Below are 17,986 nucleotides of genomic sequence, written 5' to 3'. Positions count from 1 at the left end.
ACACCTTGAGTTTAATCTAGCGTAGCCGCAACGTCGTCAGAGATATCACCATTGTGATAAACCTCTTGAACGTCGTCCAGATCTTCCAAAGCGTCAATCAAACGAAGTAGTTTTGGCGCAGTATCCGCGTCCAAATCTGCTTTCGTAGATGGGATCAGCGACACCTCAGCGTTCTCTGCCTCAAACCCTGCGGCATCAAGAGCATCTTTTACGAGTCCAAAATCGCCTGGGGCCGTGTAGACATCAATCGAGCCATCTTCTGCCGTTTCAATGTCATCAGCACCACTTTCTAATGCTACTTCCATTACCGCATCCTCATCTAAACCTGGGCCATATGAAATCACGCCTTTCTTGTCGAAAAGATAGTTGACGCTACCATCCGTCCCCAGATTACCGCCTGACTTTGAGAATGCATGGCGTACGCCAGATACCGTACGATTTCGGTTATCCGTCATACATTCGACCATGACCGCCGTACCACCTGGACCATAACCTTCATAGATCACGGTTTCCATGTTGTCGTCGCCTTCACCACCAGCACCTCGGCTGACAGCACGGTTGACAGTGTCACGTGTCATGTTGTTAGACAGTGCTTTATCAATTGCTGCTCGCAAACGTGGGTTATTTTCTGGCTCACCACCCCCCTCTTTTGCCGCAACAACGATTTCACGGATTAATTTAGTAAATATTTTGCCGCGCTTCGCATCTTGCGCTGCTTTACGGTGACGAATATTCGCCCATTTACTATGACCAGCCATAATTCACCTTTTAATGTATTTTGACGCTTAATAGCAGACATGTTCTAAAAAGCGTTGCTTGGGAAATTGCTTTGGAAGTTTCTTGGGTTTATTTAAACAAAAACTCCCGCAGTTGCGGGAGTTTTCTTCAAATGTTGTGCGCTTATTCTGCGTCTTTTTCTTTCGCTGTAGTTACTGCGATTGCTAGCTCTTCTAGCGCTGTTGGGTTCGCAATACTTGGTGCGTCTGTTAGTAGACACGCCGCTGCTGTTGTTTTAGGGAACGCGATAACATCACGGATGTTCTCTGTGCCACATAGCAGCATTACTAGACGGTCTAGACCAAATGCAAGACCGGCGTGTGGAGGCGTACCGAATTTCAGCGCATCAAGCAGGAAGCCGAACTTAAGCTGTTGCTCTTCAGGTGTGATACCTAGAATATCAAATACGGCTTCTTGCATATCTGCGTTGTGGATACGAACAGAGCCGCCGCCCACTTCGTAGCCATTTAGAACCATATCGTAAGCGTTAGAATTTGCCGCAGCAGGGTTTGCTTTTAGCTCTTCTGCAGTCACACCTAGAGGCGATGTGAATGGGTGGTGCATCGCGTGTAGGTTGCCTTCGTCATCTTCTTCGAACATTGGGAAGTCAACAACCCATAGTGGAGCCCATGCAGACTCATCCGTTAGCTCTAGGTCTTTACCTAGTTTCAGACGTAGCGCACCCATTGCTTCTGCAACGATACCCGCTTTATCAGCGCCAAATAGGATAATGTCACCAGATTCCGCTTGAGTACGATCTAGAATGCCGTTGATCACGTCTTCGTTTAGGAACTTAGCGACTGGAGATTGGATACCTTCCATGCCCGCTGCACGGTCGTTAACCTTCATCCAAGCTAGACCTTTCGCACCGTAGATGCCAACGAATTCACCGTAGCCATCAATTTGCTTACGAGTCAGAGAAGCGCCACCTGGAACGCGAATAACGGCAACGCGGCCTTTTTCGTCGTTTGCTGGACCTGAGAATACTTTGAACTCAACGTCTTTCACTAGGTCAGCAACGTCTACTAGTTCCAGTGGGTTACGTAGGTCTGGCTTGTCCGAACCGAAACGACGAATCGCTTCGCTGAACGGCATTACTGGGAATTCACCTAGGTCAACGTTTAGTAGCTCTTGCCACATTTCACGAACCATTTTCTCAGTCGTTGCACGAACTTGGTCAGCCGTCATGAATGACGTTTCGATATCGATCTGAGTGAATTCTGGTTGACGGTCAGCACGCAAGTCTTCATCACGGAAACACTTAACGATTTGGTAGTAACGGTCAAAACCAGACATCATTAGAAGTTGTTTGAATAGCTGTGGAGACTGAGGAAGCGCGTAGAAGCTGCCTTTGTGAACACGGCTAGGTACTAGGTAGTCACGAGCGCCTTCTGGAGTCGCTTTTGTTAGTACTGGCGTTTCGATGTCTAGGAAGCCGTTGTCATCTAGGAAACGACGAACAAAGCTAGACGCTTTAGCACGTAGCTTGATGCGGTCGCTCATTTCAGGACGACGTAGATCTAGGTAACGGTACTTCAGGCGTTGCTCTTCAGAGTTCTTTTGGTTGAAATCTAGAGGCAGAACATCAGAACGGTTGATGATTTCAAGACCTTTCGCAAGGATCTCGACTTCACCTGTTGCCATGTCTTTGTTTGCTTGGCTCTCTGGGCGAACGCGCACTTCACCCGTTAGTTTGATACAGAATTCATTACGAAGTGTGTTCGCCACTTCATACGCATCCGCCATATCTGGATCAACAACTACCTGAACGATACCTTCGCGATCTCGCATATCAATAAAAATAAGACCGCCTAAATCACGACGACGGTTAACCCAGCCGCAAAGTTCTACAGTTTGTCCTGCAAGGGACTTGTTCAGGTGACCACAGTAATGGGTACGCATAATGAAATTCCCAATCTCTCAAATGTTGTTAACTACGCTCTGTCAGCCTCATTGCTAAGCAGAGTAAAGATTCAGTTATACGCTGAATGTCCACGAAAATCGACTACTCAACATACAATTACGTGTGTTTTATCATTCACTGGTGCTTTTTAGTACAACAAATGTTCAAAAGCGCACCAAAGCGAAAAAATTGGGGAGGATTATAGCGTGAAATTACCTATTTCAGCAAAACTCTCGTAAAGTATTCACACGAGTAGCAAGCAGTAAAGAATAATGGATAACTTACCTCTTCGACTTGGATTGACGATGTGGTCGCACAATCAATGGCAACAAAGTTTTTACGGCAGCGGGACAAAGCCCGCTGAACGTTTAGAAAGGTATGCGCAAGTGTTTCATACCGTGGAAGGCAACACGACATTTTATGCCACACCGACGCTCAATACAGTGCAAAACTGGAGAGCCGCAACCCACGATGATTTTCGCTTTACTTTCAAACTTCCTAAAGCCATCACTCATGAGCAAATGCTAAGAGGTTGCAGCGAACAACTGAGAGACTTCATGAAGGTCATGGAGCCTTTGCATGACCGTGTGGGCCAATGGACAATTCAATTACCAGCCGCATTTGGTCCTGAGCACCTTGATCGACTGAAAAAGTTCTGTGCGAGCTTTCCACCTAGCTTCCCTCTCGGTGTTGAGGTTCGCCATATGGCATTTTTCTCCAAAGGCGAAGAAGAGCGAGCACTTAACCAATGGTTAGTAGAGAATAATATTGACCGCATTATTATGGATAGCCGCCCAGTCTTTGCCGCTAAGCCCGACAATGAGGCGATTATTGATGCACAAATGAAAAAACCACGAGTCCCTGTTCACGCCATTGCTACCGCTTCACACCCTTTGATTCGCTTTATTGGTCATCCAGAAGAACAGCAAAACTACGAGTTTTTTAAACCATGGCTCAGCAAGTTGCCACAATGGATTGCCGAAGGTAAGCAGCCATATGTCATGATCCATACTGCAGACAATATAATTGCGCCAGAGTTGGCCGCAAACCTATATAAAGACATACAAAAGCGTATCACGCTCCCTGAGTTAGCACCTTTCCCAGCTGACGATGGCAACTCGCAGTTACAGATGTTCTAACGCAACACATGACAGAGGCGCGAAATTCCCATAAAATACGCGCCTTTTTTGGTGCCTGACATTTTCAGGCGGCTTGTATGCAGAGACTTAGTTATGAACCCTAAGAGCAATCCAGATACTATTTTTTCGGCTCCAATCGATAAAATTGGGGATTTCACGTTCGATGAACGCGTAGCGGAAGTATTTCCTGACATGATTCAACGATCGGTACCGGGTTACAGCAATATCATTTCTGCAATCGGTATGCTGGCAGAGCGTTTTGTAAAACCTCACTCAAACATCTATGACCTTGGCTGTTCTTTGGGTGCTGCAACATTGTCTATGCGTCGCCATATCAAACAAGAAGGTTGCCAAATCATCGCAGTGGACAACTCTCCTGCGATGGTTGAGCGTTGTAAACTTCACGTCAACGCTTACCGCAGTGACACTCCTGTGGATGTAGTAGAAGCAGACATTCGCAATATCGAAATTGAAAACGCGTCAGTGGTGGTGTTGAACTTCACTTTGCAATTCCTCTCTCCAGAAGATCGTTACTCCTTGCTCGAGAAAATTTACGCAGGCCTGCGTCCAGGCGGCATTTTGATTCTATCGGAGAAGTTCGTCTTCGAAGATGAAGTTTCGAACGAACTGTTAATTGACCTTCACCACGACTTTAAACGTGCGAATGGTTATAGCGAACTAGAAATCAGCCAAAAGCGTAGCGCGATAGAAAACGTAATGCGCCCAGATTCAAAGAAAGAGCATAAAGAGCGTTTCGCTAAAATTGGCTTTTCTAGCTACGATGTTTGGTTCCAATGCTTTAACTTCGGCTCCATGTTCGCGATTAAATAGACCATGCATACAAAGCCTGAACTATACCGATTTCGGCTTTTGTTAATAATTTATACCCATCAACTCAGCGATTAACTAACTATGTTTAACTTTGCAAATTTCTACCAATTGATTGCCCAAGACACCCGTCTTCAACCTTGGCTTAATGTGCTTCCACAACAGCTAACGGATTGGCAAAATGCAGAGCACGGTGACTTTGGTCGCTGGTTGAAAGCCCTGAACAAAATCCCAGCGGGTAGACCGGACAACATCGACATTGTTGATTCTGTCACGATTTCAAACAATGAGCCCATGCCTCAAGGGGAACTTAAAAAGCTAGAAAGCTTACTTCGTACATTCCATCCTTGGCGCAAAGGCCCATACAACGTACACGGCATCCATATTGATACTGAGTGGCGCAGTGATTGGAAATGGGACCGCGTGCTTCCGCATATTTCACCATTAAAGAATCGCAGCGTACTCGATGTAGGTTGTGGTAACGGATACCACATGTGGCGCATGCTAGGCGAAGGTGCACGCTTAACTGTCGGTATCGATCCATCTCACCTGTTTCTAATTCAGTTCGAAGCAATTCGTAAACTAATGGGCGATGACCAACGTGCGCACCTATTGCCATTGGGCATTGAACAGCTACCTAAGTTAGAAGCGTTCGATACGGTATTCAGCATGGGTGTTCTTTACCATCGCCGCTCGCCTCTCGATCATTTAGTACAACTAAAAGATCAATTGGTATCTGGTGGTGAACTCGTATTGGAAACACTCGTGATTGAAGGTGATGAGAATGCAGTATTGGTCCCGACTTCTCGTTACGCGCAAATGCGTAATGTCTATTTCTTCCCTTCAGCAAAAGCCCTAAAAGTGTGGTTAGAATTGGTCGGTTTTGAAGATGTTCGTATCGTTGATGAAAACATCACATCCGTAGATGAACAACGTACCACAGATTGGATGACGCATAACTCTCTACCTGACTACTTAGATCCGAACGACCCAAGCAAAACTGTAGAAGGCTATCCTGCCCCTCGCCGCGCGGTTCTTGTCGCTCGCAAATCATAATTCGCTGAGATTCCTGACATTGTCTTAACTCATTTTACGAGTTAAGACATTACCCTCTTTCCTCGTAATGAGCGAGTTTGTTTTTTTGAATCCATTTTTCACGTCAAAATATAAGCACGCTCTAAATAAGGATGCGCTTTTATGTCCTTGATTTTTGGCTTTTCATCACTATTCCTCAAACAATAAGTAATAGAGAAACATTCTTACTTGTGAGGCTTTATCGATATAAGCTAAACTCCTAAAAAATAAACAACTTAATCCAATCCCAAGGTTTTCAATGTTATTACGATTGACCCCGATTGTTGCCATCGCCTTACTATCTGGATGCTCACTAACCAAAGGCGAACAGTACCACCAAGAAACGTTAGCGGCGATTCAAAATTCAGAAGCGAATGTCAATAATCGCATTACCAACCTAGAGCTACAGCTCAGCAACCAATCGGACTATATCGACAGCCTTGAAGAACAAGTCGATAAACTACAGGTTGAACTTCTTACATTTCGCGATGAAGCAATGGCAGAAGTAAAAAAACCGAAAGAGCCGATTATTGTCCAATCTCCCGCTCCTGTGGAACCAACCCCAACTCACGATATTGTCCTTGGCTCTATCGAAAAGGTCACTGTAGAGTCGATTAAGCAAACTTTTGATGCACGTATCGACACTGGTGCCGCGACGTCGTCTTTAAATGCCGTTGATATTGAAGAGTTCGAAAGAAATGGCAAAAAATGGGTCCGATTCCACTTAGCAGACACCAGTAAATCCGAAGAAGAGAAAAGTACTTGGATCGAAGCTCCTGTCATTCGCTACGTCAAAATCCGCCAGGTTACCAGTGAAGAGTTAGAACGCCGCGCTGTGGTAGAACTTTGGGTGCGCGTTGGAAAAATTCATGAAAAAGCGCAATTTACGTTGGCAGATCGCTCACATATGAACCATCCTATTTTACTGGGTAGAGAATTTATGCGCGACATAGCACTTGTCGATGTAAGTCGTACCTATATCCAAACGGACGAAGATAAAAAATAATAAGGTAGATTATGACGTCAAAAATACCGTTTTACCTTTCTATCATCTTATTGGTGATTGCGGGCATTGCTCTGAGTGTTTTCAGACATGAAAACTACGGCGTGCCTTGGACGCCAGGCGAAACTCGCCAGGTATGGGATGTAGAAGCTCGTATTGAGTTCAATGCTAACGGCAACGAAGTAAAAGCGTCACTTGCAGCACCTCATACACAAAGTGGTTACACACTTATCGGTGAATCTGCTTCCTCATCAGGTTATGGCGTTTCCTACATCAATGACGATTCAGGCCGTCGTGCAGAATGGTCAATTCGCCAAGCTCAAGGTCCACAAACCATATACTACAAAGCCCAGTTCTTAGTAGACCCTCAGGCTAAAGTCACTCCTTTACCGCCAACGGAAGACATTACGCCACCAACGCTATCAGCACCACAAGCAGCAGCGGCAAATGCCCTTATCGAACGTGCGATGAGTCGCTCAGCCGATAATGTGACGTTTACTCGTGAGCTTATCAAAGCGCTTAATGACCCAGATAGCCAAAACTCGTCGCTACTACTGAACGATTTCAGCCGTACTGATGCACTGCATAATATTTTGCTTACCGCAGGTATACAAAGCAAAACCGTCGGTGTTATCGAACTAGAAGATGGTCGTCGACGCCAAACAATTCAACCAATGGTTCAGGTTTGGTCAGGTAAAGATTGGGTACTGTTTTCGCCAAAATCCGAACAAAAAGCAGTGAAACCCAACTTGTTAGTGTGGGATGAATCAAACGTATCCTTACTTGACCTTGTTGGTGGTAAAAATAGCCAAGTGCATTTCTCGATGATTAAGCAAGAAATGACACCACAACAAGCTACAAACAACAAAATAGAAGCAGATGGATTACTGAATATTTCAATTCATAGCTTACCTTTGGAAGAGCAAGCGATGTTCAAAACCATCATGCTCATCCCTATTGGTGCTCTGATCGTTGTGTTCTTGCGTGTGATTATCGGCCTGAAAACATCCGGTACCTTCATGCCTGTGTTGATTGCCGTTGCTTTTGTTCAAACTCAACTATTAACGGGTATTGTCGGTTTCTTGCTAATTGTAGGTACAGGCCTGATTATTCGAAGCTATTTGTCTAGGTTGAACTTATTGCTGGTAGCAAGGATATCTGCGGTCATTATTACCGTTATCATGATCATCTCGGTGTTCACCGTTGTTGCGTTTAAGATGGGCTTAACGGAAGGCCTAACAATTACCTTCTTCCCTATGATAATCTTGTCTTGGACGATTGAACGTATGTCAATCCTATGGGAAGAAGAAGGTGCGAAGGAAGTTGCTCTGCAAGGTGGTGGTTCATTGCTGACAGCGGTATTAGTTTACCTTGCAATGACGAACTCATACATTCAACACTTAACCTTTAACTTCATTGGTCTACAGTTGATTGTTCTGGCCGGTATTCTATTACTAGGTACTTACACAGGTTACCGCCTCACTGAGCTACGACGCTTCAAACCACTAGCGGAGGACTAAACGATGTTCGAAAGTTTTACTTCGCCGTCTAAGCTTCGCCATAAAGGCATTATGGGGATGAACAAGCGTAACCACAGCTATATTGGCCGTTACAATGATCGTTCTAAATACCCACTTGTCGATGACAAGCTAAAGACCAAAATTATTGCACAGGCAGCAGGAGCAACAGTTCCTGCCCTGATCGGTGTCATTCATAACCAAGCTGAAGTTAAGACTATCCACAAAATGGTTGAAAACTGGCCTGGTTTTGTAATCAAACCTGCACAAGGTAGTGGCGGTAAAGGCATTCTGGTTGTTACGTCTCACAAAAACGGGGTATATACCAAACCCTCCGGCTCTACAATTGGTAGGGATGAGGTCGAGCGTCACATTAGTAATGCGCTTGCTGGCCTTTTCTCTCTTGGTGGTAAAAATGACGTTGCTGTGGTTGAAAACTTAATCAAGTTTGATGACTGTTTTGATGGCTTCAGTTATGAAGGCGTACCAGATGTTCGGATCATCGTATTTAAAGGTTATCCAGTTATGGCGATGATGCGCTGTTCTACAGCGGCTTCCGACGGCAAAGCAAACCTTCACCAAGGTGCGGTAGGAGTAGGCATTGACATCGCGACAGGTAAAGCCGTCAGAGCGGTGCAGTTCGATCATCCAGTGACTCATCACCCTGATACAGGTAAAGACCTTTCGACCCTTCAAGTACCGCATTGGGAGCGCTTGCTGGAGCTTGCGTCAAGTGCCTGGGAAATGACAGGTTTGGGATACATGGGTACGGATATGGTGCTGGATAAAGATGAAGGGCCTATGGTTTTAGAGCTTAACGCTCGCCCTGGTCTGGCAATCCAAATCGCTAATGGTGCAGGCTTGCTTCCTCGTTTGAAACACATAGAGAGCCTTGGCACACCTGCTGAGTATCCAAAACCGATTGAACGCGTCGCTTACGCGGCAGAGCAGTTCGGTGTGAAGCCGTTGTTCTAACCCTTCGACATAATGTTCGTTATTACTCGCCAGTAATTGTCATGATTACTGGCGTTTTTGTTCCCGCATCCAAAAACCTTGCACTTGCTCTCCTTATTAAACACATCCTTCTCATATATAAGTTGAATCAATGATCGAGCTAACAAAATCAACATAGATCGTTTCTTTTCTACTTTGCCTTTTGAGTATGATGAGAGCTCCCCTTACTCAACTTGAGAGGTTGGGAAATGCTAATAAAAGAAACAAATAATGATGAACCAGAGCTTGAAGAACAAGAGAGCTTAGACCAACACCTACAACGCTTGTCTGAGCTTTCTGTCCAAGCACTTGAAGAGCTTGCTGAAATGATCGAAGTCAGGGACGATATTCCAGAGGAATAAACGTCGCTTCCTCATTAAGTTCCGCTAATAAGCCGAGACTGCCGTCCTACAGTCTCGGCTTGTCTTATGTTGTTCGAAGCCTGCCTCGCAAACAGATACAAAAACGCCCGCGTTCATTGCGGGCGTTTTGTTAGATTCGAAGTTTACGATTCAAACTCTTCAATCATCTCTTGTGCTTCAGTCTTAGGCTTATCCGTTTGACCAAAACCACGCAGACCAACCACGTGTACGTGTTCGTGATCTTTAAACACCTTACGCACCAGTTTGTAGGTCGTACCTTTCTCTGGGCTGATGTTTTCAGGTGCCGCGATAAGAAGCTGCATATCCAGACGGTCACACAATTCGAACAATGTCGCGATCGATTTCGCATCCAGACGCGCTGCTTCATCCAAGAAAAGCAAACGACAAGGCACAATGTCTTTGCTGCGTAGACGACGAGACTCTTCTTCCCAGCTTTGAACAACCATCAGAAGGATTGACTGACCGGTACCGATCGCTTCACCTGTTGATAGCGCGCCAGACTCTGCTTGTAGCCAACCGTCTGTACCACGGTTCACTTCTACACTTAGCTCTAGGTAGTTACGGTAATCCAGTAGCTCTTCACCCAGAACCTGAGGAGAACGTTGACCCATATCGATATGTGGGTTCACGCGTTGGAACAGTTTCGCCATTGCTTCAGAGAAGGTAAAGCGAGTCGATTCAAACAGATCTTTATGCTGCTCTTGCTGTGTCGCTAGTCCGTTCAGTAGCACTTCGTGACTTTCACGAATCTTCACGTTTAGACGTACGCCCTTCACCTGACCAAACGAGATGTTCGACAAACCTTGGTTCAGCATACGAATACGGTTTTGCTCACGCTGAATCGTCTTCTTGATGATGCTCGCTACTGACTCAGAGCTGATCGCTAGACGGTTTTCACGTTGCGTTAGCTCTTCCGTTAGACGCGCCAGCTCGACTTCCATCTCTTCGATTGCTTCAACTGGGTCATCAGTACGGATGATATCCTGACGAATACGCTCACGAAGGTGTTGGTATACAGCAATATAGAACAGAACTTTACGCTCTGGACGTGCGTTATCTTCTGATAGACGCAGCGCATCACGCAGGTCGTCATTGTTCGCAACCGCTAGACGCAGCGCCCCCAATGATTTATCAGACATAGAACGCAGCTCATCCGCAGACATGTAAGCCAGTTCACGCTTGTGTAGACGACGCTCAACATCGTTCTCACGCGCTAAACGAAGTACTGAACACCAGCCAGCTTTCGCTGCAACCACGAAGGTACGCAACTCAACATATTCTTTCTGAACTTTCTTCAGGCGTTTCGCCAAGCCTTTCATCTCTAGTTCAGTAGAGGTGATCGTGCGCTCGTATTCGCTCTTACGACTGCGAGACGTGTGTAGACGCTCGTGCAGTTCGTCACGACGACGCATTGCACGTTCTTCTGCACCTTCGTCCGCGTTCACGCCAAACTCTTGAAGTTCTTGTTTGAACTCTTGAACCGTTTCCAGTTTCGCTTGGTGTGAACTCTTCAATGATGCCAATACTTGGTTGTATTGGTTCATTTGACCTTGCGATTGTTTCAACTCTTCACGAGAGCGTGTACGCATTTGTTCAGCTTGAACCAGTTTAGCTTTTAGCTGCTCACTCAGTTCGCTACTCTTGTTCAGTAGGTCTACTGAATCTGAGTAAGCGAAGTAGTGACGACGTTCAACGAGATCCGAGAGTGCAAAGATTTGCTTCTTAAGATCTTGTAGCCGCTCGTCTGCCGCTTTGTATTCTGCTTCTAGTGCATCGAATTGCTCTGGGTCAGCATCAAGCGCAGACGCAATATTCTCTAATTGCGCGACGGCTTTTGCATGGTTGCTTAAGAAGTTCTTCGCCTCTGCAAGCTGAGCGATTTTCTCTTCTAGCTCATCAAAACGCGCTTGCAATGACTCATCTTCAACAAGCACCATGTGTGACGCTAGCTTGTCCAGAGAAGACAACGCTTGCTTGCTGGTTTGAAGCTGAGAACGTTGTTGTTGCTCTTTCGCATCCAGATCCGCCAGCACGCGAGCAATTTGGTTACGCTTATCACGAATAGTTGCCAGTGCTTGTTCTGGATCGGCGTCAAAAGCAACCTGAATGTGGTTAGACACAAATAAGTTAAACGCTTGGTACAAGCGCTGCATTTTCTGAGAATCAAACGCCGCTTTTGCGTGTTTCTCTACCACTTCTTCTCGTTCGTTACGCAGCAACTCTAGACGCTGCTCACGTGCCGCGCGGCCAAACAATGGGATCTCAGGCAAGCGAGAGTAACGCATTTGGCGATCGTTCATACGAACGCAAACCGCGCCCTCTAACTCTTCTGCATCGAACGAGCTGTCATCAAAGGCATCGATGTCACCTTCAATGATGTACAAGTCTTCTGGACAGTCGTCTAGCTCTACCAGTTTTTCTTCGATGCCTGACAAGTCAGAAACAACGATAGCGTGACGAGCCGGACCGTACATCGCACTGAAGTAAGGCGCGTCATCAATCATGATGTCATCGTAGATCTCAGACAGCAATACACCGCCCAGCGTATCTGCCAAACCTTTCAGGCGAGGGTCATTTGAACCACCAGGAGAAGCAAGACGCTCAATCTCAGCGTCTAGCTGGCTACGGCGCTCAGCAAGCTTATCTTTAGCTAAAGACAACTCCCTTTCTTGTTCAAGGACAACTTGCATGTGGTTCATTACCGCATGGCGATCCTCAAGTTCTTCACCGCTCTGCTCTCTCAGTTTCTCTAGCGCATCGTTCGCCGCAATCCAAGCTGGTGCTATTGCTTCAAGCTTACTGATTTCTGCCACCGCGTTTTGCTCTAGACGGCGCTGTTCACCACGCTGATCACGAACTTCTTCTTGAGCTATCTCTAGTGATTCGATTTGCGTCGCATGACGTTCACGTTCTTGTTCAAACGTAACCTCATCGGTTAGTTCAACGTGATATTGCTTTTTGTATTCAGCAACCAGTTCACGTGCTTGACGCTGCTGGTTAAGGCTGCGTTCGAGATCACGGTGTTGTGCTCGCCATTGTTGTTCGTTTTGTGCAATTTGTTGTGACTCACGCGCTTTCGCAATTGCGGTTTTCGCATGTTCAGACGCGTCTTTGCGCTCAACTTGACCAACGATGCTTTGTACCAGTTTAAGTGCCGTTTCGAACTGCTCTGCTGCTGCAGAAGACATGTCCAGTTTGTGCTTAACCGATAGCAACGCATTGGTGCTTTCTGATTCTTTGTTCTTAAGCTCAGAGACAAGCGCTTGAGCCGATTCCGCCGTTAGGCTGTCATCGCCAAGTAGTTGCTTCGCTTTCTCCAGCGCTTGAACTGCTTGTTGATATTGAAGGGCGCGAGTTTGCTGAACGTCAAGAGCTTGCTGGTAATCAGCAAGTTGCGTCTTAAGGCTATCCACCTCTTCTTCTGCAACGGTAGCTTGCTCTTCAGCCATCATCACGCGTTCTTGCGCTTCTTCGACTACCATCATTTGTTCTTCAAGACGCTCGCTCAGCTCTTCAAGATCTTCTTGGTAGCGTTCGATCTTCTCTTGCTGACGCAGCGCGTTTTGCACCAGTTGCAAGTGATCAGAAGCCGCTTGGTAGTCTTGCTCTAAAGAAGATTCTGATTCGATCAGCAGTTCCAGCTCTTCTTGAACGCGATTAAGCAGATTGTTTTGCTCAATCAAGGTCTCGCGAGAACCAAATAACTCTGAACGCAAAGACAATGTCTGTTCTAGTTTTTTACGACGCTCGTTAGCATGGCGCATATAGTCCGCTGCCACGTAGTTAGTCGACTCTGTGATCAAGTGTTTGAACAAGTCACGGTCTGCTTGCGTAGTTTTGATCGCTTCTAGCGTCATGCGGTTTTCACGCAGCGCCGATTCCATATCTTGGAACGCTTTCTTCACGCCGCCGTTTTGTGGCAGAAGGTAGTCACGTAGCGAACGGGTAATCGCACTTGAGATACCACCGTAAAGCGATGCTTCGATCAGGCGGTAGAATTTAGAACGGTCACCAGAGTTACGCAGTTTCTTCGGAATCACACCGAATTCAAACATTTGTGCGTGGTAATCCACGATAGAAGAGAAGGCTTTAAATTGAACGCCTTCAAATTCTGCGATTGATTCTTTTACTTCATTGATTTGACGTACACGAGCTTGAGTCGCAGATACGCTTTCAACCAAGATATCTGTTGGTTTCACATGGCTTGGAAGACCTTGGATAACAAACGGTTTGATGTCTACTTTCTTATCACGACCCGCAACTTGCTGCAGTTTTACTGCGAACAATAGGCGTTGGTTACGTGAGTTCACCACATCTAGCGCCGCATAACATGCGCCCGGCTGTAGCTTACCGTACAAACCTTTGTCGCGAGACGATTGGCTGCTGCCTGCTTCTGTGGTGTTACGGAAGTGCAGTAGCGTTTGGTCAGGAATCAATGCGGTGATGAACGCCGCCATTGTGGTTGATTTACCTGCACCGTTACCACCTGATAGCGTGGTGACCAGACCATCGATGTCAAACGTACGGGCAAAGAAGCCGTTCCAGTTAACCATGGTCAGCGATTGGTATTTACCGCGTTCAATCATGCTCATGCTTCACCCTCTTCTGTCGTTTCTTCTTGGGCTTGGTCGTCTTGATCTTCTTCAGACAATAGGCTGCCTTGGCTTGGCTCTTTGGTGTGCACTACTGCTTCACCATCACGGATCAGACGCAGTTGCGCTTCACGCATGTCATCGCCAATACGTACATCGGCACCAAAGCGGAATACCGCTTCACTGATGCTGAACTTACCGGTTTCACCGATGTTGATGATCATGCCTAGGCGACGCAGACGACGAAGTGACGTACGTACTTTTTCAAACAGCTTTTCTTTATCAAGGTCAGAACCGGTAGCACGGTTCGTCACTAGCTTCATCAGCTTATTTTCATCTGCTAGAGCAAGCAGTTCGTCGTACAGCTCTTGGTTAGTGAAGATGCCTTCGTGCGCAAGACGCTCTGGGCTTAGATAAAGGAAACACAGTACCTTACCCACCAGCATATCCAGTTCAGAAAGAACACTACGGCCAATCAGAGACGTTGAACGAGGACGAAGGTAGAAGAAACCTTCTGGCGCTTTCACCAATTCGGTGTTGTAGCGTTGGTAGAAAGAAGAAAGCTCAAGTTCGAAATCCGACAACAACGCGTGATTGTCTAGATCTTCACTTGAGATATGACGCCCTGCTCGAAGCATGCTGTCTAGCGCTGGGAACAGAGGGTTAGAAATTGCTTTTGCCAGATTCTCTGACATGTATTCATTAGTATCGGTCGATGACATTCGCTTGTACCTTTGCCCCAAATTCGTTGATTGCTTTCCAGTCTGGTTGAATCGCTTGGTAATCCGATTCTGAATACCCTAGACGTACAGCTTGATCGACGATAATGCGAGCTAAATCAAAATGATGAGTGTAAGGGTGCTGTGCAAGGTAATCTCGCAGTACCACACTCAAATCGATTGGTGTGCCTTGATCTTTATGCGCTTTCAGCATGTCACCAATTCGCTCTGCCAACTCATCATTGACTTGTTGAAACTCTTCGTATTCTACTTCCATCGGAACTTGACCCGTGACCTCGTCATCACGCAGTACTAGGGCCTCATCACGAAGGTCGGAAAGCCTCTCCGCATCTGCATAAGTCAGATACCAAGGCGCATCGAAGTAATCTTTGACAGATTGACGCAGACGCGAGCTAAACGCACGATTCTTATCCATATCGATTGCAGTACGGATAAACTTGTGCACGTGTCGGTCGTAACCAATCCAAAGGTCGATAGCTTGCTGGCCCCAGCTTGTGATTCGGTCCAGCTTCATTTGCAGACCAAACAAGGCTTCTTCGATAAACTCCAGCTCAGGGTCACCGTAAACAATTTCTTGAATATCGAGGATCTGAGTTTGCAGTTCATCACTGGCGGCTTGCAGCGTATCTTGAAGTTCACGCAACGTGCTTGATGTTTCTGACAGTAGCGCTTCACAGTTGTTGATCGCTTCACGCCAGTCTTTGTTAAGCAGATCAGCAATCTGTTGTTTAACAGACTGTTGCTGCTCATCCATCACACGTTGGTTAAGGTCGATTTGATCGAAGATCTCGCCTACAGAATATTTCAAAATTCCGTAAACGTTTTTCTTCCAGTGGCCCGGAGTGCCACCCTTTTGTGCAGCTTCAATCGCTTTTGCCATTTCATCCGCTACCATCGATAGCTGGATAGAAAGACGCAGTTTCGAGAACTCGCGATGACGCACGTAGTAGTCGGTAATTCCTATCGCTAATGGCGACAAGCGGTAAATGCTCGCTCCGTCAGTAATCTCACTGACAAAACGGCTCATAAGACGCTGCTTAACCATCTCGTTGATGGCATTGTTCGCACGGAAAGCCGAAGCTTCGCCGGTCTCATCAAAAAGTCGAGTGACGATGGCAAATGCGTCGTGCAATTCACCTTCACCCAATTCTTCATCGAACCTTTCATTACTTAGTACAGCGATAGCAATCAAAAATGCCAATCGCTCAGTGGTCAGGTTCAACGAGAAATCGTGCTGCTTAACCCAGCCAACCAACTCATCGATTGGTTGCTCTGCAGCATTGAGAGTCATCTCACTCATCGTTATTCCTGTTTATCGTTCTTCTTAGCCCACACGTGTATGTAGCGGCCTAATGAGAGGTATGGCTCTTGTCGACAAAGTTGTTTTTCTAGCGCCAACACATCTTCAAACTCGTAATCGCCCATGTATTGCATATTGCCTATGTAATCACTGAAGGAACGAATACCAGATTTGCCACAAATACTAAAACCAGAATCTTCTATCCATTGATAGACCTCTTCGGGTTTTAGGCCTTTCTGTGGCTGTAGTTTAAATCTTTTCCGGTGAGGCATGCCGTCTAAAATATGAGGAATGTTGCCACAAACCACATTTTTATAGACTAAACCGTGGTGGTTGTAGAACATGACTGATGCGATGCCTCCCGGTTTTACTTGCTCTAGAACTGTTTCAAGTGCGGCCTTAGGATCAACCAGCCACTCCATCACAGCGTGGAACATAACCAGATCGACCTGTACATCCATATGTTCACCGATGGATTGGACAGGCGAATGAATCAGGCGATACTGCTCAAGCAAACCGTTTTTTTCAATATCCTGCTTAGCCAACTGCAGCATTTCCGAAGATAGATCACATAAAGCGATTCGATGTCCGAGCTTAGCAAGCTTTTGCGACATTTGTGCCAAACCACCACCAGCGTCTAACACTTCTAGGGGTTGCTGGTCAGCATCTAATTCACTTAGAATCTTTAGAAAATCTTCCCACACAATGATTTGGCGGATCTCCCCTTTATCGGAGCCGTAAATATTTTTTGCAAATTTGTGGGCGATATCGTCGAAATTGCGGTCTTCTGTCACTTCTGCTGAGTTATCATAACGGATTGTGCCGCTATTCTGGCACAAGGAAAGCAGGAATAAAGAGGGATACCCTCATTTTTATTATCAATTGATGTTTTTTCGGACTATTTATGTATGTTTGAGCTGAAAAAAGTAGTGTCAGCCATGCTTATGCCCCTTCCGGCATTGCTGCTGATAGGCTTGTTGGGTCTTGCTCTCATTAGTTTTACTACAAAACGTAAAACTGGCTGCTTCGTTGTTCTATTCTCTTTTGTTGGCATTTTTCTTGTTGCCTTCCAACCTGTTTCAACCAAGCTTCTTATGCCGTTAGAGCGAGAGCATAAAGCCTTTTTGCCAGTTTCTGGCACCATCGACTACGTGATGGTTTTAGGGAATGGTCATGTTATCGATGACGAAATTCCACCCACCTCGCAGTTAAGCCGTGCAGCATTAATGCGCTTAACTGAGGGCATTCGTATTTTAAGAATGTATCCAGGCGCGAAATTAATCTTATCCGGCTATGCTGGCGGATCTGAAATTAGCCACGCGAGAATGATGGCGAACGTTGCCCTTGCGTTGGGAGTCGCGAAGTCCGATATCATTTTATTAGAAGATGCGAAAGATACGTGGGAAGAGGCGCGTCAAGCGGCTGCATTCGTTCAACAAAAGGAGATTGTGTTAGTCACTTCTGCGAGCCACATGAGCCGTGCATTGTATGAGTTCAACGCAGCAGGCATTAAACCAATCCCAGCCCCGACCAACTTCTTAGCTATTAGAGAGATAAGTCAACCTTGGGATAAATACTCACCTAAAGCGCGTTACTTAGAACAAACAGAGCTTTATTGGCATGAGTACTTGGGCAGTATTTGGCAAAGGTTGCGTGATACTGTCGGCCAAACACCAATGGTTGAAGCAAACTAGTATTATCTTGAAGCCACAAAAAAGGAGAGCCGAAGCTCTCCTT

Annotated in this window: 14 protein-coding genes; 8 read left to right on the top strand and 6 right to left on the bottom strand. The window is 46.1% G+C overall.

From position 1 onward, the window contains the following. Positions 1 to 11: 11 nt before the first annotated feature. Positions 12 to 758: a YebC/PmpR family DNA-binding transcriptional regulator gene (locus R7P72_RS09510; RefSeq protein WP_005378402.1), complete on the bottom strand. Its 747-nt coding sequence runs from the start codon at positions 756 to 758 to the stop codon at positions 12 to 14. A 142-nt stretch (positions 759 to 900) separates the two neighbouring features. Beyond that, on the bottom strand, positions 901 to 2,679 hold the full coding sequence (gene aspS, locus R7P72_RS09505; protein WP_025766910.1) for an aspartate--tRNA ligase: 1,779 nt from the start codon (positions 2,677 to 2,679) through the stop codon (positions 901 to 903). 273 nt (positions 2,680 to 2,952) lie between these two features. Here aspS and R7P72_RS09500 point away from each other — a divergent pair, with 273 nt between their 5' ends. From R7P72_RS09500 to R7P72_RS09470, 7 genes are all read left to right on the top strand, one after another. After that, entirely contained in the window at positions 2,953 to 3,819 is an 867-nt protein-coding gene (locus R7P72_RS09500; RefSeq protein WP_047100838.1) for a DUF72 domain-containing protein, read from the top strand. Positions 3,820 to 3,912: 93 nt separating this feature from the next. Further along, the gene (cmoA, locus tag R7P72_RS09495) at positions 3,913 to 4,650 is read left to right on the top strand and encodes a carboxy-S-adenosyl-L-methionine synthase CmoA (RefSeq protein WP_017635063.1); all 738 of its coding nucleotides are present in this window, start codon (positions 3,913 to 3,915) and stop codon (positions 4,648 to 4,650) included. Positions 4,651 to 4,731: 81 nt separating this feature from the next. Beyond that, a complete protein-coding gene (gene cmoB, locus R7P72_RS09490; RefSeq protein WP_017820038.1) occupies positions 4,732 to 5,703 on the top strand; it encodes a tRNA 5-methoxyuridine(34)/uridine 5-oxyacetic acid(34) synthase CmoB in 972 nt (323 codons plus the stop codon). A 277-nt stretch (positions 5,704 to 5,980) separates the two neighbouring features. Then, the gene (locus tag R7P72_RS09485; RefSeq protein WP_005378391.1) at positions 5,981 to 6,727 is read left to right on the top strand and encodes an ATP-dependent zinc protease; all 747 of its coding nucleotides are present in this window, start codon (positions 5,981 to 5,983) and stop codon (positions 6,725 to 6,727) included. Positions 6,728 to 6,738: 11 nt separating this feature from the next. Beyond that, positions 6,739 to 8,244: an inactive transglutaminase family protein gene (locus R7P72_RS09480; protein ID WP_005378389.1), complete on the top strand. Its 1,506-nt coding sequence runs from the start codon at positions 6,739 to 6,741 to the stop codon at positions 8,242 to 8,244. A 3-nt stretch (positions 8,245 to 8,247) separates the two neighbouring features. Then, positions 8,248 to 9,216, top strand: a complete 969-nt coding sequence (locus R7P72_RS09475) for an alpha-L-glutamate ligase-like protein (RefSeq protein WP_005378387.1) — start codon at positions 8,248 to 8,250, stop codon at positions 9,214 to 9,216. Positions 9,217 to 9,443: 227 nt separating this feature from the next. Then, positions 9,444 to 9,596, top strand: coding sequence for a hypothetical protein (locus R7P72_RS09470; RefSeq protein ID WP_005378381.1), 153 nt, complete (start codon positions 9,444 to 9,446; stop codon positions 9,594 to 9,596). 143 nt (positions 9,597 to 9,739) lie between these two features. Here the strand turns inward: R7P72_RS09470 and mukB are convergent, their stop codons facing one another. From mukB to cmoM, 4 genes are read right to left on the bottom strand one after another with little or no spacing between them, the layout of a single operon-like run. Continuing rightward, complete coding sequence (gene mukB / locus R7P72_RS09465; protein WP_318110481.1) at positions 9,740 to 14,203, bottom strand: chromosome partition protein MukB; 4,464 nt, start codon at positions 14,201 to 14,203, stop codon at positions 9,740 to 9,742. A gap of 2 nt (positions 14,204 to 14,205) precedes the next feature. Continuing rightward, complete coding sequence (mukE, locus tag R7P72_RS09460; protein ID WP_005378379.1) at positions 14,206 to 14,931, bottom strand: chromosome partition protein MukE; 726 nt, start codon at positions 14,929 to 14,931, stop codon at positions 14,206 to 14,208. After that, complete coding sequence (gene mukF, locus R7P72_RS09455; protein ID WP_005378378.1) at positions 14,912 to 16,249, bottom strand: chromosome partition protein MukF; 1,338 nt, start codon at positions 16,247 to 16,249, stop codon at positions 14,912 to 14,914. Before mukF ends, mukE begins: the two co-directional genes overlap by 20 nt. A gap of 2 nt (positions 16,250 to 16,251) precedes the next feature. Further along, positions 16,252 to 17,043 (bottom strand): tRNA uridine 5-oxyacetic acid(34) methyltransferase CmoM, encoded by a 792-nt coding sequence (gene cmoM, locus R7P72_RS09450; protein WP_031778994.1) that lies wholly within the window; start codon positions 17,041 to 17,043, stop codon positions 16,252 to 16,254. Positions 17,044 to 17,157: 114 nt separating this feature from the next. Here cmoM and elyC point away from each other — a divergent pair, with 114 nt between their 5' ends. Continuing rightward, positions 17,158 to 17,943: an envelope biogenesis factor ElyC gene (gene elyC, locus R7P72_RS09445; protein ID WP_005378371.1), complete on the top strand. Its 786-nt coding sequence runs from the start codon at positions 17,158 to 17,160 to the stop codon at positions 17,941 to 17,943. Positions 17,944 to 17,986: the final 43 nt, after the last annotated feature.

The organism is Vibrio sp. Vb0888, from assembly GCF_033338835.1.
GTDB classification, from domain to species: domain Bacteria; phylum Pseudomonadota; class Gammaproteobacteria; order Enterobacterales; family Vibrionaceae; genus Vibrio; species Vibrio alginolyticus.
This window is presented reverse-complemented; position numbering and strand designations above follow the sequence as displayed.